Genomic DNA, 19,033 nt, shown 5'->3' on the forward strand with positions numbered 1-19,033 from the left:
TCAAAATAGCGTAAGTTATGACACATACAGGAGGTTAGTCCAAATGAGCCACTCACAGTATACTGCTAAATCTCATCATTGCAATGGAATGTACACCAATTATCACAAATTTGTCATCACTTCTACCAAAACTACTGTCCAGATTCCTTCAAACATCGGCGTAATGTTAGTTTAGCCATAGTTTCAGATGAATCAATCCTTATCTTGCTTTTGTTATAGGCTGAACTAGGCATAACATCACAGCGTCATTTCTACAGCATCTGCCACCTCTTTCCTTGTGGACAGCTACTAGAAAGAAGTCATTTCAATCGTCGGTCAAAATAATTGATTTGGCTCGTCCAATTAATCCGAAAAGCTATGAGTGAAATGCTTCCATCTGATAAACTAGCCATTATAGATAGTTTTCCTTTGCCACTTTGCCAATCTGTTCGCAATCATAGAGCTACCGTTTTTTAAAGGCTTAGCCGATATTGGCTACAATGCCTCTAAACATCTTTAGTTCTACGTCTTCAAAGTTCGGCTCTTTGTCAACTGTAGTGGGTGGCAAAGAGCCACCTTTTCTAGAATATCTGATAACAAAATAGGATACGTTCAAGTGAGGTTATTCAATCACTTGAGTTTCAGCTAATTTCTTGTACCAATGTGCAGATTTCTTAGGATAACGTTCTTGTGTATCGAAATCAACGTAGAAGAGTCCGTAACGTTTTTCATAACCATTAGACCATGAGAAGACGTCCATCAATGACCAGATGAAGTATCCTTTTACGTTTGCACCATCGGCAATCGCATCAGACAATACTTCCAAGTGTTGTTTCACATAATCAATACGGCCATCATCGTAAACAGTGTTGTCCACAAATTCATCTTTGTATCCAAGTCCGTTTTCAGTGATGTAGATCTTCTTATAGTTTGGATAATCTTTCTTGACACGCATGATTTGGTCATACAAACCTTGAGGGTAGATGATCCAGTCCCAATCCGTCCGAGGGACATAGTCAGGAGCCACACGACGTCCAACACCTTTGATTTGGTATTTAGAGCTTCCTTTTTCACCTTTACCGTTGTGGATGATTTCAGTTTCACCATCAAAGGCTTCCATCCAGTCACTCATGTAGTAGTTAATTCCAAGGAAATCGTTCAAATCTTTAGCTGCTTCAAGCACTGCAAAGTCTTCCTCACGAAGATCCAAGCTACCACCATTTACTAATAAGATGTGGTTTACCCCTTCCATGGTTTCATCTGAGTAGTGTCCAAGGTAAGTCGCATCCAAGATAAATTTGTTGTGGATGATATCTTCCAACTCAGCAGCACGAACGTCTGCAGGATTTTTAGGATCCAAAGGATACTTAGTTGGAAGGGCGTGAACAACCCCAATTTCACCTGTATAACCTTTGCCTTTGTACAATTTCACAGCACGTGCATGAGAAACCATCATATTGTGGTGAGATTGGAAGACTTTGGCAAGGTCATATTGAATACCTGGTGGGAATTTACCTACCAAGTATTGACCATCACCGATTGGGCCAATTTCATTGAAGGTTGTCCAGTAGTTGACTTCTGGGAACTCTTCAAAACAGAAGGCGGCATAATCTACAAAGTGTTCAATGTTTTCACGATTCAAGAAGTCTCCGTTTGAGTGAAGAGCTTCAGGTGTATCAAAGTGGTGAAGAGTTACAAATGGTTCTACATGACGTTTATGACATTCTGCAAATAACTTATGATAGAATTCTACCCCTTTTGGATTGACTTCACCATAGCCAGTTGGGAAAATACGTGACCAAGCAATAGAAATACGGATTCCGTTTACGCCATATTCTTCAGCTAACTGTAGGTCTACTGGATATTTATGGTAGAAATCACTCGCTGGTTCAGCAGTATACCAATAGTTATCTGCTAGGTATTTGTCCCAAGCAACAGGACCTTTTCCATCTATATGTGTAGCACCTTCTGCCTGATAAGCTGCTGTTGCGCCACCGAAAATAAAATCTTTAGGTAATGTTTTTGACATAAGTTTCCCCTTCTCAATCATAAAATAAAAACAAAGCAAGATGAAGAGGAGTCAGTGAGCAATCCTTCTCCATCTCACTTCAATCAACAGTAAATCTATTTATTATTGAAATTGTTCTTGAACGAATGCAATAGCGCCTTTACCATCACGAGTCAACTTGATGTATTGAGCTCCTTCAGTCTTAGCCAATTTGATTCCAAGTTTATCTGTTTCAGCCTTCATATCTTCATAGTTTGAAGCTACTTGAGGAGCAAGGATAACAAGGTCAAATTCTGGCAACATTTCACGGTGAGCACCGTAGCCACCAGCAGCAGCCTTCACAGGAACGTTGTATTCTGCAGCAGCTTTATTCAAAGCATTGGCAAGAAGTCCACTAGTTCCACCACCGGCACAAAGGACCAATACGTTTGTTTCTTTTGTGATATTGTTTTGAACTGGTTCGCCTTCAACACCAGCTTTTTCAAGAATAGCATCTGCTTTAGCAGTGTTAAAGTTTGCAGCAACTTTTTCTTTCAAGCTATCGTTTGATTTACCTGAACGTTCTTCTTCAAGAATTTGTTCATCATAAACTTTAACGAATGGGTAGTAAATGATCACGTCAACTACTACTAATAGCGCAGCAAGGATGAATGAAAGTACTTGGAAGTTCGTACCAAGAACAATACCAAGAGGTCCTGGAGTTACCCATGGAAGGTTAGCAGAGAATGAGTTCATTCCCAAGGTATCAACGAAGAATTTGAAGATCCACACGTTTGCAATTGGAGCAAAGATAAATGGAACAAAGAAGATTGGGTTCAATACAATTGGAGCACCGAACAAGAGTGGTTCGTTTACACCGAAGAATGTAGGAACAACAGATGCACGTCCGATTGCACGGTTACGCTCTGATTTACACAACCACATGAAGAGGAATGGAACAATCAAGGTTGCACCAGTACCACCCATGGTAACGATAAACATTTGAGTACCAGATGTGATAACTTTATCGGCATGTTGTCCAGCTTGAATCAAATGCAAGTTGTTATCAATATTTGCGTAAGTAATTGCAGCGATTGCTGGTTCTACGATTGAAGGACCATGGATACCTACAAACCAGAAGAAGGCATAAGCACCAAAGATGAAAGTAATACCAAGGTATCCGTCTGCAGCTGAGAATAGTGGGGCAAGAAGAGTACCAATTGATTCAGCAACTGTTACATGAAGGCTTGCTTTCACAACTAATTCAAGTGTATACAAGAGTACAACTGACAATGTAAATGGAATCAAGTCTTTAAATACTTGTGAAATATTTGGTGGAACCTCGTCCGGCATGCGGATAGTCACATTGTTTTTCACACAGACTTTGTAAACATTAACAGTAACGAATGCAGCAATAAAGGCTGTTAGCAACCCCTTTGTCCCCATGAATGCTGTTAAGAATCCACCTTCTTTAGCAGGTTCGGCAGCCATGAGCAAGAATCCAACCATAGAAGCTAACATTGTAGAAATGAAGTTGATTTGGTTGGTTGCTGGAAGGTCGCGGTTCATTGAATCAGTCAAAGCCTTAGCCGTTGTACCACCAACGAAGAAGGCCAAGATGCCCATAGAATAGTTATATGGAGTCATCAAGAGTGTTTCAATATCTTTAGACCAGTGGAATCCCCAAGCATTTGGCACATACGCAATTAGGATGAAGATAGATGAGAATAAGATTACAGGCATCCCTGCAATGAAACCATCACGAATCGCTCGCAAATATTTATTACGAGAAATCCTCTCAAAGAATGGTTTCCCTTTTTCAATAAGCTCAATGAGTTTGTTCATTATTTAGCTCCCCTTTTGTATAATTCAATAAGATGATGAATCACATCTTTTAACAAGATGGTTGTCATCAAGTGATCCTGTCCGTGCATCATTGTGATGCTGTATGGAATTTCTTCACCCGCAGCTTCTTGAGCAAGCATAGATGTTTGCGCTTTGTGAGCTTCCGCAATGCAATTTGCTGCTTCTTCAACAAGAGCTTCTGCTTTAGCAAAATCGCTAGCTTCAGCAGCTTTTAATGCTTCTAGAAGTTTAGAACGAGCATCACCAGCATAAGCGACAATTTCAAAGCCAAGTAATTGGACTTCTTCTCTATTCATAATAATTCCTCCTTATAATTCTAATGATATAGAGCAAATTAAATTTTTACAAAAGACGTTGAACATGAAGAATGATATAAATTCGTTCACTGTGGAGTTCGTTCAATATTGTCTCGAGAAAATTCCTGCTTAACTAATTCAAGAATATGCTTCGTTCGACTAATCTGAAACGATGGGGTCACTTCCCCTTCTCTCTTGGCATTTATAAAATGAATAGCAATTCTTCCAAGTTCGTCCTCAGGAAAAGTTACTGACAACTTTTGACTTAAAATAGCAACAGCTTCTTGCGCCATTTGAAACTCAGTAACATACGCCGCTGAAATATCTGGTAAATGACTTTCCTGATGAGCTCCCTTTAAAAGCTTTTGATATACCAAATAAACGTGGTCGGTAGGGCTTACATATAGGTATTCCTGAACAGGAAAATGATATTTAGCTACCAAATCATCAATCATGTTATAAGTCACCGTTAGAATATCAAGCAGAATATTTTTCAAAAGGGTTAAAAAGTTTTCTTTGGATTCCTCTGTTTTCAAAAGAAAAACTTTCTCGACTTTGCTTGGAGTGATTAAATCACTTTTTTTCTTTTGAAAGACTATCCCTAGCCCCATGACAACGGCTTGGTCATCCTGCTCATTTTTTACCAGAGCGACATTATTGTTGAGCGCTTGTACAATCCGAAACATTCTACTCTCCTCAAGTGGTTCTTAGACAAAAAACCACAAACAAATTAGAATCCTCCCTTCTAGGTCATTTGCGGTCTTGCCTAATGTCTTAGTTACAATCCACTCTATTAATTTCTACGATTATAATATAACACATAATTTTAATTTTGTAAAACCCTTTCTTTGTGTTTTTTTGTATTTTTTTTTGTTTTATTTTAAACAAATTCAAAAAATCGTAATATCAAAGGATTTTTTACTCGTTTTCCCACTCGCTACAAAAGTTACTTGACGTTTATCTTCTAAAATATCACTTTCATCAAGCGACGTTGACAAGCCGCTCCACGGCTCTAGAGCAATAAAAGGGCTCTTATTGACGGTTGACCATAAAATCAAATTTGGAAAATCTTCAAAATCCAAACGCAATCCTTTATCATGTTTATGAGATTTCAAAGAAACGCTGCGTGAAGCTAATTTATCCAAAGTAATGGCATCTTTGGCAAACAAAGCATAATCCAAATTTAGAATATTTTGCTTTTCTAAAAATGGCGTACGCTTATTCACATCAAGAAGCCCTGTTTCGGGAAAAGATTCTGGAACAGTACAAGTTTCCTCTTTTTCAAATTCGAGATAATAATCTTCATAACACTCATCAGCAAGCAATGGGCAATTAAACCCAGGGTGCCCACCAATAAAGTAAGGCATGACCTTTTCTGTCTCGCGATTTGTCACTTGGTAACTTGTTTTAATCGTCTTTCCAATCAAAGTGTAAATGATTTTCAACTCAAAATCATAAGGATAATTTGCCAACATTTGCGCATCAGGAGTGATTGAAAAAGCAAGGCTATTTTCAGATAATGGTTCATAATTAAAAGTCTTCTTACGCACCAAACCATGTCGCGGTATCACACCTGTAAAATGGGGACGGCTACTAGGACGATAAATAGCTTCATCATCGCGTAAGCTCCCACAAATCGGAAATAATACTGGTGCTTGTGAACTCCAATACTCTGGATTTCCTTGCCACAAATATTCGACGCCGTCTTTATCTTTTATGGATGACAAAGCGCCACCAAATTCCTTAAACTGAACTGTTAAGAAATCATTTTTTAATTCAATAACCATTATTTTCTCCTAAATAAAATGAGAATGAACAGCCTCATAACTGCCATTCTCATCACGCGTAAAAACAAAATAATAAAAGAAGTTTTAGTGAGTTAGATTAGGCAAATACTGGTTCTACAACTTTCTCACTCCATGAGCTGGCTGTTTTGATAAGGACTGCGTTGAGTTCTTCGATATTCTTGCGTCCTTGTGTTCTTAGCCATTCACGCGCTGCGGCTTCGCCTTCTTCGATATACACTTGTACAGAGCCAGCCCAAGTAGCACGTCCGCAAAGGACACCATTGAATTTAGCACCTGATTCAGCCGCAAATACCAACGTTTCTTGGAAAAGCTTTGCTGACACACCTGCGCTAAGATAGATATATGGTAAATGACTTGCTGCTTCTTGGTCTTTGAAAGCTTTAGCAGCTTCTTCTTTAGTGTAAACCACTTCACCGTCCGCAAAACCTTCAACATATTTCATGTTAACAGGGACTTCAACCTTGAGCACATCAATACCAAAGCGGTCGTCAGAAAAAACTTTCATGGCTTCGTTAACTTTGTAAGGTTTTACTTTGGCAAATGCTGCGCTTGTATTGTCAGTGATATTTTCATCATAAGTCAAAATCTCAAGGAAGAATGGCATATCTTCAGCTTTACATTCGGCACCAATGCGTTCGATATAAGCTTGTTTTTGAAGATTAACGTATTCATCACCATCCACATCATAATAAAGCAAGAATTTCACTGCATCAGCTCCTTCTTCTTTAAGACGTTTAGCAGACCATTCGACCAAGCAATCTGGCAAGCGGCTAGTCGTTGTCGCATCATAACCTGTTTTTTCATAAGCAAGCAAAAGTCCAGCATTCGCATCACGAACCTTACTTGCTGGCAAACCATACTCAGGGTCAAGAAGAATAGATGACGCATACGGTGTCAATTCTTCTGAAACCAAGGCTTTCAATTGTTCGATTTGTTCAACTGTTGGTTCTTCTGTTTGATATTTCGCCATCATGCGTTTAAGTGCTCCACGTTGGTCAAATGCCAAAGCAGAAATCACGCCATCACGGCTAAGCTTCTCAAGTAATCTGCGTTTTTCTTGTGTTAATACCATTTTTCTTATACCTCTTCTACCTGAATTTGATTAAATAAGTTTTCGTAATTTGTCATATTGACATGACCTGTCACTTTTTCTTGAGCGTTTAGCATACCAAGGGCATTCGCATGACGTAAGAAGTCTTTGTCGGAAAGGTTATGGATAATCGCTGACGCAATACCAGCCACCGTTGAATCACCAGAACCAACAGGATTGACCACATCGATTTTTGGAATGGTAACGCGATAATAGTGGTCACCGTGTTTCGCAAAAGCTCCTTTGCTGCCTAGTGAAACGACCGCCCAATCAATCCCTGCAAACAAATCATCTTGCAAGATTTCCTTTAAGTCATCCACATCATCGCTCACTTTTCTTCCAACAAGTTGTGATAATTCTTCTGTGTTTGGCTTGATAACAAACGGTTTATCATCACCTGTTAAAACAGCTTCCAGAGCTTCACCAGAACAATCTAGCACCACTTTTTTGCCTTGCGAATTAGCAAAGCAAATGACTTTTTGATAATAATCACTTTCAAGTCCCGCTGGAAGACTTCCTGAAATCGTGATGACTTCATAAGACGGGCAAAGGTAACGAAAATGATTAAGAAAACCATCTGCCTCATCTCGGTCAATCATCGGACCTGCTTCCAACACTTCTGTCTGCAAACCTTCATGTAAAATCGCAATGCAATTGCGGGTTTCCCCATGAATCGGAAAGAAACGATGTTGAATACCATTTTGATCAAGCCTACTGGTTAAAAAGTCACCGAGCTTTCCACCGATAAAGCCTGTCGCAGTCACATTGTCACCAATTTCTGATAGTACACGTGTGACGTTCAAACCCTTACCACCTGCTGTTTTCTTAACCTCAGAAGCACGATTGACCGTATCCAAAGTTAGTTCATCAAGCGGATAAGAAATATCAATTGACGGATTCAGTGTTACTGTAAGAATCATCTGATTTTCTCCTAGTCGTGATATTCGCCACGGTCCCATTTTTCAAGAAATTCATCAAAGAAATCTAGTGATGTTTGGTCCTCATTATCCGTTTCGACTTGTGCAATTTTTTCAATCAAAGCTTTATTTTCTGCTGTTGGTTTGTATTCAGCTTTAATAAAGGCTTCAATAATATCGCACATGAGTAATTCACCTGTGATTTTGCCACCAAAACCAATGACATTAGCATTTAATTCTTCTTTGGCGTAAATCGCTGTTGTCATATCACGAACCAAAGCAGAACGAATGCCTGGAACTTTGTTGACAGAGTTGTTGATTCCAACACCTGTTCCACAGATACAAACACCTAAATCTGCTTTACCGCTTATCACCGCTTCACCGACTTTTTTACCAAAAATTGGGTAATGCGTACGTGTGTGGTCATAAGTCCCACAGTCAATTACTTCGTAACCTTTTGATTTCAAGAAATCTGACACTGCCATTTTTTCTGTTGTTACGATATGGTCACATCCAATTGCAATTTTCATTTTATCTTCCTCGCTCCTAGCACATTTTATTTAGCATATCGACACGGATTTGGTGACGACCACCATCATAGTGACCTTCCAAAAATCCTTTAACAATATTTTTCGCCAAAGTAACTCCGACAATTTCAGAACCCATAGTAATCATGCGAGCATTATTGTGAGCACGTGTCATATAAGCAGAGCGTTCATCTGAAACTTCCGCACAAATCATACCTTTGATTTTAGTTGCTGTCATAAAGCTACCTGCACCATAGGCATCAATCATAATACCTAAATTTTCATCTGATTCGTTGACACCAGCCGCAACAGCAAGCGTGTTATCAACGAAATCTTTATTAACCTCTGTGACGTCTTTGACATCATAATCATTTTCAAGCAAGTAATCTTTGATAATATTTTTCAAAGTTTCACCTGCAGCATCTGAACCAAGAATAATTGTCATTTTAACACCTCAAAATTTTTCTTTTATCTAGATAATTTTTTAAAAACGTTTTTTTATGTTTATATAATAAATCTAAAACAAACATTTGTCAACATATTTGTTTAGTATTTTTTAAAAATGTTTGTTTATTTTTGTTTCCTTCATTAAAGACAACGTCATAGAAATCCTTTATTTTCAGTAATTGTTACCTTTATGACGACAATGTTTTGAATTGTTTCTTTTTTTTCTTATTTGTTGAGTTAGTTCTTTGTTTGTGATATGATAGTGAGAAGAAAAAAAGAAAAGAAAGGAGATTGACATGCTGAAAAAAGAACGCCTCCAGTGGATTCTCGAAAAAATCAACGTCAAAGGTGTTATTACAGTTAACGACATCATTAAAGAACTTGGTGTTTCAGATATGACTGTTCGTCGTGACCTTGACGAACTCGATAAAGAAGGTTTGTTGATTCGTATCCATGGTGGCGCTCAAAGTATCGATACACCAAAAGTAAAACCTAAATACGAAAAATCAAACACTGAAAAACAAGAACTACAAATTGAAGAAAAGCGTGCCATTGCTAAATTTGCCAGCACACTCATTCAAGAAGGCGAAACAGTCTTTATCGGTCCCGGAACAACGCTGGAACATTTTGCTCATGAACTTGTTGCCAAAAACATCCGTGTCGTGACAAATAGTTTGTCAGTATTCACTATTTTAAATCAAAATAAAAGCACCGATTTAATCTTAACCGGCGGTGAATATCGTGATATTACAGGTGCCTTTGTTGGCTCACTGACTGCTAACTACTTGCAAAACCTCAAATTCTCAAAAGCATTTGTCAGTGCTAACGGTGTCTTTGGGGATTCTGTAGCTACTTACAGCGAAAGTGAAGGAGAAATTCAACGCATTGCCCTTGATAATGCCTTTGAAAAATTCCTTCTCGTCGACCATGAAAAATTCAATAAATACGATTTTTATGATTTCTACAATGTTAGTAAAATCGATCATCTGGTCACTGATTCAGGTATTTCTGAAGATGCCAAAGAAAAATTTGGTCAATTAACTGATATCATGGTTGCTAACGAATAAGTTTAGACAATAAAAAGTTACTTATCATTTGGTAAGTAACTTTATTTTATGATGAAAACCCAAAAAAGCCCTACGTCGTTAGACGTAAGGCTTTTTGGTTTATATTCTAGAAGAGTTCTGTTTTGGATAGCGTTAAATTAGCGAATAGCTGCCTCCGTTTCTGGGTCAAAGAAGTGACCTTTGGCAACATTCAATGTCAATTCCACTTTTGAACCTGGTTGGTAAACATCACGCGCATCCGCACGAGCAACAAGTTCAGTGTTACCTACTTTAACGTAAAGCATTGTTTCAGCACCGAGCAATTCAGAAACAGTAACTTCAGCTTCAAGAGTTGCTCCTGGGTATGTTTCACGAGCAAGTGGGGTGTTTGAGATATCTTCTGGACGGATACCGAAGATGACTTTTTTACCATTGTAACCTTTAGTTTCAAGTAATTTCTTTTGACCTTCTGGCAAAGTAATTGTGAAACCTGAGTCGCTAACCAAGGTATTATCTTTGACTGTTCCTTCAAAGAAGTTCATGGCTGGACTTCCGATGAAACCAGCAACGAATTTGTTAGCTGGACGGTTGTAAAGTTTTTGTGGTGTACCAATTTGTTCAACGCGACCGATTGTTCCTGAACCGTCAGGGTTTTTAGTAGAACTCATGATAACAATACGGTCAGCAAGTGTCATGGCTTCTGTTTGGTCGTGAGTAACGTAGATTGTTGTTGAACCGATACGACGGTGAATTTTAGCAATTTCAGCACGCATTGACACACGAAGTTTGGCATCCAAGTTTGACAAAGGTTCGTCCATCAAGAATACTTTGGCATCACGCACGATAGCACGACCCATGGCAACACGTTGACGTTGACCACCTGAAAGGTCAGCAGGTTTGCGTTCAAGGAATTCTGTCAAGCCAAGAATTTGTGCGGCTTCGCGAACACGTTTGTCAATTTCATCTTTTTTATATTTTCTAAGTTTTAGCCCAAATGCCATGTTATCGTAAACAGTCATGTGTGGGTAAAGAGCGTAGTTTTGGAAAACCATGGCAATATCACGGTCTTTTGGTGCTTTATCATTAACGACTTCGCCGTCAATTTTAAGTTCACCTTCTGTGATATCTTCAAGACCAGCAACCATACGAAGCGTTGTAGATTTACCACAACCTGAAGGTCCTACGAAAACAATAAATTCTTTATCTTTAATGTCAAGATCGAAATCTTCAACAGCATAGTGGCTTGCATTTGGGTATTTTTTGTAAATATGATTAAGATTAAGTTCTACCATTTTTTAACTCCTTTGATCTATGTGGCTTTATTATAACAAAGATAACGCTTACATGATATAGACAGGAGTCACAAGATTTTTTGTGCAATGTGCCCAAAAACTAATTTTCCATAATTAAAAGATACGAAAATGCCAAATCATTAAGATTTTTCAAATTCAAGCCTGAAAAAAGGCGGAATTTCTCGATTTTATAGTGCAAGGAATTACGGTGAATATAAAGATTTTGTGCTGTTTTGGCAAGATTACCCTGTTCTTGCCACATGGTCATGATAATCGGTCTGATGTCTTTACTATCATCAATAGCCTGTAACATTTTATGTTTAATAGCTGGCAAATCAAGCTGGTGCGCATAAGCTAGCAGCAACATTTGTGAAAAACTGACTGTTCGTTCATTACCACGGAAATGTCTCATATTGGCAAACAAGCGACTTTCTTCACGGTAAAAAGCTGGCAAATCATCTGCTTGAAATTTACACCAGACATTGCCAAAGAAAATGGTTAACTTGATACCAAAGTCACTTTCCAAAGTCGGCAGCACATCATCAATTAAATCTTCTGCTTCAATCATCTCTTCTTGATTAAGAATGAGTAATGTTCTAGTCTTTGAAATGACCACCGTCGCAAGTAAATTGGGTAACAAGGTCACAAAAAAATCACACAGTTCTTCTGGCAAGGCTTCCTTGTGATCGATGTAAATGATTTGCAAGGCTTTATAATCTTTTGCCACACTCAAATCATCTTGAATCAAATAACGGTACCAAGGATTCTCAGTCACCTTGTCTTCTAAAATACCGTCATTTTGCAAAGCCAGTAATGCTTTTTCACGCTCGCTCAGATTTGCTAGAGGAAGGTAATACGTTTGCCCATTTTCCTCAATAGCTACCCAATCTTCTGCATGTTCGATCTTACCAGCCTCAACAGCTTCTGGGAATAATCGCTCTAGTGACATCTTCCACCTCCGTTCCTTTTTAACTCAACTTAACGTGATTTTGTATCCAAAATAATAGTAACAGGACCGTCATTGACTAGACTAACTTGCATGTCAGCGCCAAAAACACCTGTTTCAACAGGAACGAATTGGGTAAGGGCTTCATTAAAGTCGAGGTACATTTTTTCAGCTTTATCAGGTTTTGCGGCACCTGTAAATGCCGGACGATTGCCTTTTTTGGTATCCGCAAACAAAGTAAATTGAGACACTGATAAGATACTTCCCTTAATATCTTGGACAGATAAATTCATCTTGCCCATATCATCTGAAAAGATACGCATATTAGTAATTTTACGAACAGCGTAATCAAGGTCTTCTTGCTCATCATCTGGTCCTACTCCAACTAACAACAATAAGCCTCGACTGATATCTCCAACCAGTTCATCATCAATCGTAACTTGCGCTTCTTTAACACGTTGAATGACTACTTTCATATCTATTCCTTTCTGAAAATAAATTCGCTTTCATTATTGTCATTTTAACATTTTCAGAAAAATAAAAAAAGCACTTACCTTTTCTCTTTCAAACAAAAAAATGAGCTGCATTATCAGCTCATTTTAGTTATCCATTTGTACGTTTGACAGAATAAACGTCTGGGATGATTTTAATTTTATCGACAACAGCAGTCAATTCCGTCAAGTTTGGAATTGTGAAACTAACGTGGATATTCGCAAATTTCATATCCTTACTTGGTTGGGCATTGACGGTTGAAATGTTCTTAGTGACGTTTGAAAGAACTTGAAGGACCTCATTTAGAAGTCCTGAACGGTTAAGACCGTAAATATCAATTTCAGCGATGTAATCATTATTAGCGCTAGTAGCATCGTCCCATTCAACCTCGATAAGGCGTTGTTCATAACCTTCTTGGCTCTTGATATTGTGACAGTCCGCACGGTGAATAGCCACCCCACGACCTTTGGTGATATAACCTTCGATTGGGTCACCTGGCACTGGGTTACAACATTTAGCGATACGCATCAAAAGACCTGAAGCACCTTGGATGATAACGCCATTTTCGCTGCGGACTTTCAAGACTTCTTTATTTTCTGTCTTGATTTCACCACCATTCATAAGTTCATCTGCTTCTGCTTTCGCTTTGGCGCGTTCTTCTTCACGGCGTTCTTTTTCCGTTAAGCGATTGAAAACAGCTGCCGCACTAATTTCACCGAAACCAACAGCCGCATAAAGAGCTTCTTCGCTACGAACACTGAAACGTGGCAAAATGGCTTCAAGGTGTTTTTTATCCAAGTATTTGTTAGCCACATAGCCTTGGTCTTGGAAATAATCCATTAAAAGTTCACGGCCCTTGTTGACTGATAATTCCTTATCCTGATTTTTCAAGAATTGGCGGATGCGGTTGCGGGCTTTATTTGTCTTAACAATTTTAATCCAGTCGCGGCTTGGTCCAAATGAATTTGGGTTAGTTACAATTTCAACCACATCACCTGTTTTAAGTTTGGCAGTTAGAGGTACCATACGGCCATTAACTTTAGCACCAACAGCTTTTTCACCGACTTGTGTGTGAATAGCGTAAGCAAAATCAATTGGCCCAGAATCTTTTGGCAATTCTTGTACAGCACCTGTTGGGGTGAAGACGTAGATACGTTCTGAGAAAATATCTTGTTTAACTGAATCGACAAAGTCTACCGCATCACCATTTGAAGCGTCTTGCAATTCAACCAATTCTTTAATCCAGCTCATGCCGACAGCTTGTTCTTGACTGTCAACCTTGCCTTTAATCCCTTTTTTGTAAGCCCAGTGAGCAGCAACCCCATATTCAGCAACTTGGTGCATTTCTTTGGTACGGATTTGAATTTCAATTGGTCCTTTTGGTCCGTAAACAGTCGTGTGAATAGATTGGTAACCATTGGCTTTGGGCGCAGCAATGTAATCTTTGAAACGCCCTGGCATTGGACGCCACAATTCATGAATGTAACCAACCATAGCGTAAACATCGCTAGGGGTTTCCATGATACAACGAATGGCAATCAAATCATAGATTTGGTCGAAACGTTTCTTTTTATCACGCATTTTGCGATAAATAGAATAGATGTGTTTTGGACGACCGTAAACGTCTCCGTAAAGCCCTTGTTCTTCAGTATAGTCTTTAATTTTCTTAACGATTTCATCAACCAAGGCCTCACGTTCACGACGTTTTTCATTCATCATGTGAGAAATCTTGTAGAACTCAATTTCATTGAGGTAACGGAATGACAAATCTTCCAATTCCCACTTGATACGGCTAATCCCCAAACGATGAGCTAGGGGTGCATAGATTTCCATTGTTTCTCGTGAAATACGCTCTTGCTTATCTTTGCGCAGATGTTTTAAAGTGCGCATATTGTGGAGACGGTCTGCCAATTTAACCAAAATAACACGAATGTCCTTAGACATCGCCATCAACATTTTACGGTGATTTTCTGCCAATTGTTCTTCATGTGATTTGTACTCAACTTTACCAAGTTTTGTAACACCATCGACAATATCACGAACATCTTTGCCAAATTCCGCTTCAATGTCATCTAAAGTAACTTCAGTATCTTCAACAACATCATGCAAAAAACCGCAAGCTACCGTCACCACATCAAGATGCAAATCTGCTAAAATACCTGCAACTTGGATAGGGTGAACAATGTAAGGCTCACCTGATTGCCTGACTTGAGAAATATGTGCTTTTGTTGCGTAATCCAATGCCTTTTGAACAATTGCCACATCAGATTCGCTCATATATTGGGCCGTTAGGGCAACGACCTCCTCACCCGTCAAATTTACAATTTTTGCCATAAGGACCTCTTCTTTGCATACAGATTTATATTGTATATTATTTTAACACTAAACGCCCCAAAATACCATTGCCTTATCCATTTTAAAGACTTTGTTTACTAAATAAAAAAGAGGCTTGAAAATTCATCAAGCCTTAAACTGTTATCCGCTATTTAAGAAGTTAGAAACGGCTCCTAAAAGGTTGGCATCGTTTCGAAATTACCAAGTTTTCACTTGGTAATCTAAACCATGAACATCTGTTTTCTCAACAAGTTTTTGCAGACGTTTTTCAAGTTCTGGCACCAAATCTTCACGCACAGAAATACCACCACCAATACCAACTAAGTCTGGGTTGATGCTGACTAGGCAATTAAAAATACTAATAGCAATGACATCATACATCTCTGATAAGGCAGCTTTAGCATCGCTATTGCCAGCATCTGCCAAATCAAATAAATCTTTGCCAGTAAAATCAGTCAAGCCATGTTCTTTAGCATATTTTTTAGCCACGGCAACGGGACTAGCTAGGTTACTAAGCGTAATGCCGTCTTTGATAATCATGAAACCAAATTCACCACCGTAAAGGCTACTTCCTTTGTACAATTTACCATCAAGGCAAACCGCACCACCAATGCCTGTCCCAAGAATGAAGTAAATTGATTTTTTACTGTCTTTTCCGATACCAAATTGACTTTCAGCTAGACCTGCACAGTTAGCATCATTTTCGATGGTCACCGGAAGGCCAAACATAGCTTCCAACTCATCGATAATTTTAAAATGATGGATATAAGGAATCGCACTAAATCCTTTAATTACACCTTCTTCAGTATCTACAGCACCTGCGCTTGAGATAGCAACCCCTTTGGTATCAGCATCTGATAATTCTGTAAAGACACGATACAAGTTTGCTTTCATTTCTTCCCAAGTTTTTGGGGTAGCAAATGCACCTTTCTTATCAATGGCACTGTCTTGCTAATGGCCATATTTCACAGAAGTTCCACCAATATCAAACACGACTAAATTCATTTTCTTCTCCATTTCTACCTAGCAAAAACACTGCTAGCGGTGTGTTAAAACAATCTCCAATGAAAATTCATCATAACGATGTGTACTAATTGAGTATTCAAACGCAGCACCATTTGTTAAATACCCCGTTTGAACAGCTACTGCTACTGGGTCACCTTTTTCAAGTGACAAGTAATCAGCTTCCTCATTCGTCGCACGACGAACAGTAATCGTACGGTGGCCTGATTGAATTTTTAAACCAAGGTCATTTTCAATGTAGTCATAAATCGAATTTTCCACATGCTCGATTTTCAAACCTGTAATCAAGTCGATTGGCATGTAAGTTTCTTCGATAACCGTTGGTCTATCATCAACTAAGCGGACACGATGAATTTTATAAACGAAGCTTGTTTCCTTAATTTTTAGTTTTTCTGCAATTTCCGCGTCTGCTTTCACAACCGTAAAATCAATCACGCGACTTGAAATTTTTTTGTCTGGATAAAATGCTGTTGTCCCCATCATTTGGATATCCATCAACATTTTCTCCATTTTTTCAACTGACAGGTCCATGACAAAAGTCCCTGCTCCACGACGTTTGTAAATCAAGCCTTCTGTAACGAGAATATCTAAGGCTTTTTTGACCGTCATCTTACTAACCTTGTACATGCGACAAAAATCTTTTTCAAAAGGCAGCTGTTCATTTGGTTGATAAACACCTTCTAAAATTTTCTTACGCACATCATTTGCAATAAGGTTATATTTTTCCATTACTTCTCCTCTGAATCTAATATATAAACTAATGCATATTATTATCTATATTTTAAACTAGAAGAGCTAAAGTTCCAAATGTTAATTGATAATTTCTTGTAAATGATACTTTTTCCCATAAAATATAACCATAAAAAATCAAGACAGCCCAGGAGATTTTAAAAGTTGCTCTGATTTTTATGGTTAACTAATAAAATTCTTTAATTATCGGATAATAAATTTGTCAATTAATAAGCTATTCACCTCCTCCTTCTTTTGACAGCTTCATTTTATCATTTTACTTTATAAAAGTATATACTTTTATAAAGAATTATGTTATACTTTTTTGGATGCGCTTCATGAAACTTTTTTTGATTATTTGTATACAATTGCTTTATTTACCGCGGAAAAAAGTTATATTCAAAACATAAGGGCCTAAAACTTTTTAGGGGGAGAAAACTAATGAAAAAAACACTCATTGGATCTTTAACGGCACTAACAGTACTTTCTGGTATTGTAGCAGCTTATGAGGTAAAAGCTGATGCGATTATTTCAGGAAATACTTACAAAATCACCGCAAAACACAGTGGCAAAGTCCTTGATGTTGCCCGCGGTGCCAAAACTGCTAGCGCTAACGTTCAGCAGTGGAATGACACAAACGGAACCAATCAAAAATGGACAGTTGTTGACACTGGAGACGGCTACTATAAGCTAGTCTCAGAAAATAGCGGCAAAGTTCTTGACGTCGCTAGCGCAGCTACCTACGATGGGGCTAATGTCCAACAGTGGGATGATACAAATGGCACATGCCAACGTTGGAAAATCATTGATGCCGGAAATGGTTACTACAAACTAATTTCTGCTGTCAGTGGCAAAGCTTTGGACGTAGCTTACGGCGATACCAAAGCAGGAGCAAATGTTCAACAATGGTACGAAACTGGTGGCGATAATCAAAAATGGCAATTCACTAAAGTTGACGAAAGTCATAATACTGGTAGCAACACAGGCAGTGATACCCCTGTGGCTACTGCTGGTTTCCACACAAGTGGCACAACCCTTTATGACGCCAAAAATCAACCATTTGTCATGCGAGGTATTAATCACCCTTACGTCTGGTATCAAGGCTATGAGGAAACTGCTATTCCTGCTATTGCAAAAACTGGAGCCAACTGTATTCGTATCGTTATGGGAGATGGGCAACAATACAGCAAAACTTCACTAGCAGAAATTCAAAAACTATTGCAGCTTTGTAAAGACAACCACTTGATTGCCATTGTTGAAGCGCATGATGCTACTGGTTCCGACAACATTCAAGATTTGGAAAATGCCGCTAATTATTGGATGGAAATGAAAGAAGCTCTAATTGGAAACGAAGACCATGTCATCTTAAACATCGCTAATGAATGGGCTGGTTCTTGAGATAGTTCTACTTGGGCATCAGGTTATCAACAAGTTATCCCCAAACTTCGTAACACTGGTATCAAAAACACTATTATGGTTGATTGTGCTGGCTAAAAGTTCTCGTAATACTTATCTTTCAGCTGATGAACGAAAAGCTGCGCTAGTTCTCTCACAAAGTTTGGCACTCGCTGAAAAAATGATTAATGACGGTGAAAAAGACACTAGCAAATTAAAAGAAGCTATGACTACTTTTATTGAAAAAGAACCACTAGCTAAGATTGACTATGTCGAATTTGTCGACTGGAAGACGCTTGAACCTGTCAGCGAAATTGAACGTCCTGTTCTCAATGCTATCGCTGTCTATATCGGCAAAACACGCTTAATCGACAATCACATTTACGAGTAGGGGAGAAAAAACGTGCACATTCAAATGCTAAAACCAAAAATCCACCGCGCTGTGGTTACAGGTGCTGAAGTGGATTATGTTGGAAGTATCACCGTCAACCAAGAAATTTTTGAGTTAGCTGGTATGGTAGAATACGAAAAAGTACAGATTGCTGATGTTGAAACAGGTAGCCGCTTAGAAACTTACATCATCGCTGGCGAACATGGTAAAGGCGAAATTTGCCTTAATGGTGCCGCAGCAAAACTCGTCAATGTCGGTGACCACGTCATCATCATGTCATACGCTGACTTCACACCTGAAGAAGCCAAAACGCACAAACCACGTGTTGTCTTCGTTGATGAACATAATCAACTAGCTCGTTTCACGCGCTACGAAAAAGCTGGACGTTTGTATGACCTTGAAGTTGAAAAATAAACTAAAAAGGAATCCGAAATTCTCGGATTCCTTTTTTTAGTTATATCTACTTAC

Annotated in this window: 19 protein-coding genes and 1 pseudogene; 5 read left to right on the forward strand and 15 right to left on the reverse strand. The window is 38.6% G+C overall.

Annotated elements, in window-relative coordinates:
• Window positions 1–43: 43 nt before the first annotated feature.
• Window positions 44–496: pseudogene (locus tag STRINF_RS09830) on the forward strand (transposase family protein); the annotation flags it as partial.
• A 105-nt stretch (window positions 497–601) separates the two neighbouring features.
• Here STRINF_RS09830 and lacG read toward each other — a convergent pair.
• The 9 genes from lacG to lacA all read right to left on the reverse strand — a co-directional run bounded on the left by lacG (window position 602) and on the right by lacA (window position 8,915).
• Window positions 602–2,008 (reverse strand): 6-phospho-beta-galactosidase, encoded by a 1,407-nt coding sequence (gene lacG, locus STRINF_RS03560; RefSeq protein WP_081442263.1) that lies wholly within the window; start codon window positions 2,006–2,008, stop codon window positions 602–604.
• A gap of 102 nt (window positions 2,009–2,110) precedes the next feature.
• On the reverse strand, window positions 2,111–3,811 hold the full coding sequence (locus STRINF_RS03565) for a lactose-specific PTS transporter subunit EIIC (protein ID WP_006531656.1): 1,701 nt from the start codon (window positions 3,809–3,811) through the stop codon (window positions 2,111–2,113).
• Complete coding sequence (locus STRINF_RS03570; protein ID WP_006531657.1) at window positions 3,811–4,128, reverse strand: PTS lactose/cellobiose transporter subunit IIA; 318 nt, start codon at window positions 4,126–4,128, stop codon at window positions 3,811–3,813. Before STRINF_RS03570 ends, STRINF_RS03565 begins: the two co-directional genes overlap by 1 nt.
• Window positions 4,129–4,214: 86 nt before the next feature.
• Window positions 4,215–4,814, reverse strand: coding sequence for a CAT RNA binding domain-containing protein (locus STRINF_RS03575; RefSeq protein ID WP_006531658.1), 600 nt, complete (start codon window positions 4,812–4,814; stop codon window positions 4,215–4,217).
• A 204-nt stretch (window positions 4,815–5,018) separates the two neighbouring features.
• Complete coding sequence (locus STRINF_RS03580) at window positions 5,019–5,915, reverse strand: aldose 1-epimerase family protein (protein WP_006531659.1); 897 nt, start codon at window positions 5,913–5,915, stop codon at window positions 5,019–5,021.
• Between the two features lie 97 nt (window positions 5,916–6,012).
• Entirely contained in the window at window positions 6,013–7,008 is a 996-nt protein-coding gene (gene lacD / locus STRINF_RS03585; protein ID WP_006531660.1) for a tagatose-bisphosphate aldolase, read from the reverse strand.
• 5 nt (window positions 7,009–7,013) lie between these two features.
• Complete coding sequence (locus STRINF_RS03590; protein WP_006531661.1) at window positions 7,014–7,946, reverse strand: tagatose-6-phosphate kinase; 933 nt, start codon at window positions 7,944–7,946, stop codon at window positions 7,014–7,016.
• A gap of 11 nt (window positions 7,947–7,957) precedes the next feature.
• A complete protein-coding gene (gene lacB / locus STRINF_RS03595; RefSeq protein ID WP_006531662.1) occupies window positions 7,958–8,473 on the reverse strand; it encodes a galactose-6-phosphate isomerase subunit LacB in 516 nt (171 codons plus the stop codon).
• Window positions 8,474–8,489: 16 nt separating this feature from the next.
• Window positions 8,490–8,915, reverse strand: a complete 426-nt coding sequence (lacA, locus tag STRINF_RS03600) for a galactose-6-phosphate isomerase subunit LacA (protein WP_006531663.1) — start codon at window positions 8,913–8,915, stop codon at window positions 8,490–8,492.
• A gap of 298 nt (window positions 8,916–9,213) precedes the next feature.
• Here lacA and STRINF_RS03605 point away from each other — a divergent pair, with 298 nt between their 5' ends.
• Window positions 9,214–9,984, forward strand: coding sequence for a DeoR/GlpR family DNA-binding transcription regulator (locus tag STRINF_RS03605; RefSeq protein ID WP_006531665.1), 771 nt, complete (start codon window positions 9,214–9,216; stop codon window positions 9,982–9,984).
• Window positions 9,985–10,121: 137 nt separating this feature from the next.
• Here STRINF_RS03605 and STRINF_RS03610 read toward each other — a convergent pair whose 3' ends face one another.
• The 6 genes from STRINF_RS03610 to STRINF_RS03635 all read right to left on the reverse strand — a co-directional run bounded on the left by STRINF_RS03610 (window position 10,122) and on the right by STRINF_RS03635 (window position 16,779).
• Window positions 10,122–11,255, reverse strand: a complete 1,134-nt coding sequence (locus STRINF_RS03610) for an ABC transporter ATP-binding protein (RefSeq protein WP_006531666.1) — start codon at window positions 11,253–11,255, stop codon at window positions 10,122–10,124.
• Between the two features lie 100 nt (window positions 11,256–11,355).
• Window positions 11,356–12,204 (reverse strand): helix-turn-helix domain-containing protein, encoded by an 849-nt coding sequence (locus STRINF_RS03615; RefSeq protein WP_006531667.1) that lies wholly within the window; start codon window positions 12,202–12,204, stop codon window positions 11,356–11,358.
• 29 nt (window positions 12,205–12,233) lie between these two features.
• The gene (gene dtd, locus STRINF_RS03620; RefSeq protein ID WP_006531668.1) at window positions 12,234–12,677 is read right to left on the reverse strand and encodes a D-aminoacyl-tRNA deacylase; all 444 of its coding nucleotides are present in this window, start codon (window positions 12,675–12,677) and stop codon (window positions 12,234–12,236) included.
• 127 nt (window positions 12,678–12,804) lie between these two features.
• Window positions 12,805–15,027 carry a RelA/SpoT family protein gene (locus STRINF_RS03625; protein ID WP_006531669.1) on the reverse strand — a complete coding sequence of 741 codons (2,223 nt, stop codon included), beginning with the start codon at window positions 15,025–15,027 and terminating at the stop codon, window positions 12,805–12,807.
• A 198-nt stretch (window positions 15,028–15,225) separates the two neighbouring features.
• The gene (locus STRINF_RS03630) at window positions 15,226–15,921 is read right to left on the reverse strand and encodes an ROK family protein (protein WP_006531670.1); all 696 of its coding nucleotides are present in this window, start codon (window positions 15,919–15,921) and stop codon (window positions 15,226–15,228) included.
• 144 nt (window positions 15,922–16,065) lie between these two features.
• Window positions 16,066–16,779 carry a GntR family transcriptional regulator gene (locus STRINF_RS03635; protein WP_006531671.1) on the reverse strand — a complete coding sequence of 238 codons (714 nt, stop codon included), beginning with the start codon at window positions 16,777–16,779 and terminating at the stop codon, window positions 16,066–16,068.
• Between the two features lie 441 nt (window positions 16,780–17,220).
• On the opposite strand from STRINF_RS03635, the gene STRINF_RS03640 reads away from it, so the two are divergent.
• The 3 genes from STRINF_RS03640 to panD are packed head-to-tail and all read left to right on the forward strand — an operon-like array spanning window position 17,221 to window position 18,979.
• Entirely contained in the window at window positions 17,221–18,177 is a 957-nt protein-coding gene (locus STRINF_RS03640) for an RICIN domain-containing protein (RefSeq protein WP_006531672.1), read from the forward strand.
• A complete protein-coding gene (locus STRINF_RS03645; protein ID WP_006531673.1) occupies window positions 18,158–18,565 on the forward strand; it encodes a pantoate--beta-alanine ligase in 408 nt (135 codons plus the stop codon). Before STRINF_RS03640 ends, STRINF_RS03645 begins: the two co-directional genes overlap by 20 nt.
• Window positions 18,566–18,589: 24 nt before the next feature.
• A complete protein-coding gene (panD, locus tag STRINF_RS03650) occupies window positions 18,590–18,979 on the forward strand; it encodes an aspartate 1-decarboxylase (RefSeq protein WP_006531674.1) in 390 nt (129 codons plus the stop codon).
• Window positions 18,980–19,033 lie beyond the last annotated feature (54 nt).

This window comes from Streptococcus infantarius subsp. infantarius ATCC BAA-102 (genome assembly GCF_000154985.1).
Classification (GTDB): domain Bacteria; phylum Bacillota; class Bacilli; order Lactobacillales; family Streptococcaceae; genus Streptococcus; species Streptococcus infantarius.

What these genes read in the sequence shown, in the direction of transcription:
- lacG (WP_081442263.1), bottom strand. Translation starts at nt 2,008, where the DNA reads ATGTCAAAAACATTACCTAAAGATTTTATTTTCGGTGGCGCAACAGCA.
- STRINF_RS03565 (WP_006531656.1), bottom strand. Translation starts at nt 3,811, where the DNA reads ATGAACAAACTCATTGAGCTTATTGAAAAAGGGAAACCATTCTTTGAG.
- STRINF_RS03570 (WP_006531657.1), bottom strand. Translation starts at nt 4,128, where the DNA reads ATGAATAGAGAAGAAGTCCAATTACTTGGCTTTGAAATTGTCGCTTAT.
- STRINF_RS03575 (WP_006531658.1), bottom strand. Translation starts at nt 4,814, where the DNA reads ATGTTTCGGATTGTACAAGCGCTCAACAATAATGTCGCTCTGGTAAAA.
- STRINF_RS03580 (WP_006531659.1), bottom strand. Translation starts at nt 5,915, where the DNA reads ATGGTTATTGAATTAAAAAATGATTTCTTAACAGTTCAGTTTAAGGAA.
- lacD (WP_006531660.1), bottom strand. Translation starts at nt 7,008, where the DNA reads ATGGTATTAACACAAGAAAAACGCAGATTACTTGAGAAGCTTAGCCGT.
- STRINF_RS03590 (WP_006531661.1), bottom strand. Translation starts at nt 7,946, where the DNA reads ATGATTCTTACAGTAACACTGAATCCGTCAATTGATATTTCTTATCCG.
- lacB (WP_006531662.1), bottom strand. Translation starts at nt 8,473, where the DNA reads ATGAAAATTGCAATTGGATGTGACCATATCGTAACAACAGAAAAAATG.
- lacA (WP_006531663.1), bottom strand. Translation starts at nt 8,915, where the DNA reads ATGACAATTATTCTTGGTTCAGATGCTGCAGGTGAAACTTTGAAAAAT.
- STRINF_RS03605 (WP_006531665.1), top strand. Translation starts at nt 9,214, where the DNA reads ATGCTGAAAAAAGAACGCCTCCAGTGGATTCTCGAAAAAATCAACGTC.
- STRINF_RS03610 (WP_006531666.1), bottom strand. Translation starts at nt 11,255, where the DNA reads ATGGTAGAACTTAATCTTAATCATATTTACAAAAAATACCCAAATGCA.
- STRINF_RS03615 (WP_006531667.1), bottom strand. Translation starts at nt 12,204, where the DNA reads ATGTCACTAGAGCGATTATTCCCAGAAGCTGTTGAGGCTGGTAAGATC.
- dtd (WP_006531668.1), bottom strand. Translation starts at nt 12,677, where the DNA reads ATGAAAGTAGTCATTCAACGTGTTAAAGAAGCGCAAGTTACGATTGAT.
- STRINF_RS03625 (WP_006531669.1), bottom strand. Translation starts at nt 15,027, where the DNA reads ATGGCAAAAATTGTAAATTTGACGGGTGAGGAGGTCGTTGCCCTAACG.
- STRINF_RS03630 (WP_006531670.1), bottom strand. Translation starts at nt 15,921, where the DNA reads ATGAAAGCAAACTTGTATCGTGTCTTTACAGAATTATCAGATGCTGAT.
- STRINF_RS03635 (WP_006531671.1), bottom strand. Translation starts at nt 16,779, where the DNA reads ATGGAAAAATATAACCTTATTGCAAATGATGTGCGTAAGAAAATTTTA.
- STRINF_RS03640 (WP_006531672.1), top strand. Translation starts at nt 17,221, where the DNA reads ATGAAAAAAACACTCATTGGATCTTTAACGGCACTAACAGTACTTTCT.
- STRINF_RS03645 (WP_006531673.1), top strand. Translation starts at nt 18,158, where the DNA reads ATGAATGGGCTGGTTCTTGAGATAGTTCTACTTGGGCATCAGGTTATC.
- panD (WP_006531674.1), top strand. Translation starts at nt 18,590, where the DNA reads ATGCTAAAACCAAAAATCCACCGCGCTGTGGTTACAGGTGCTGAAGTG.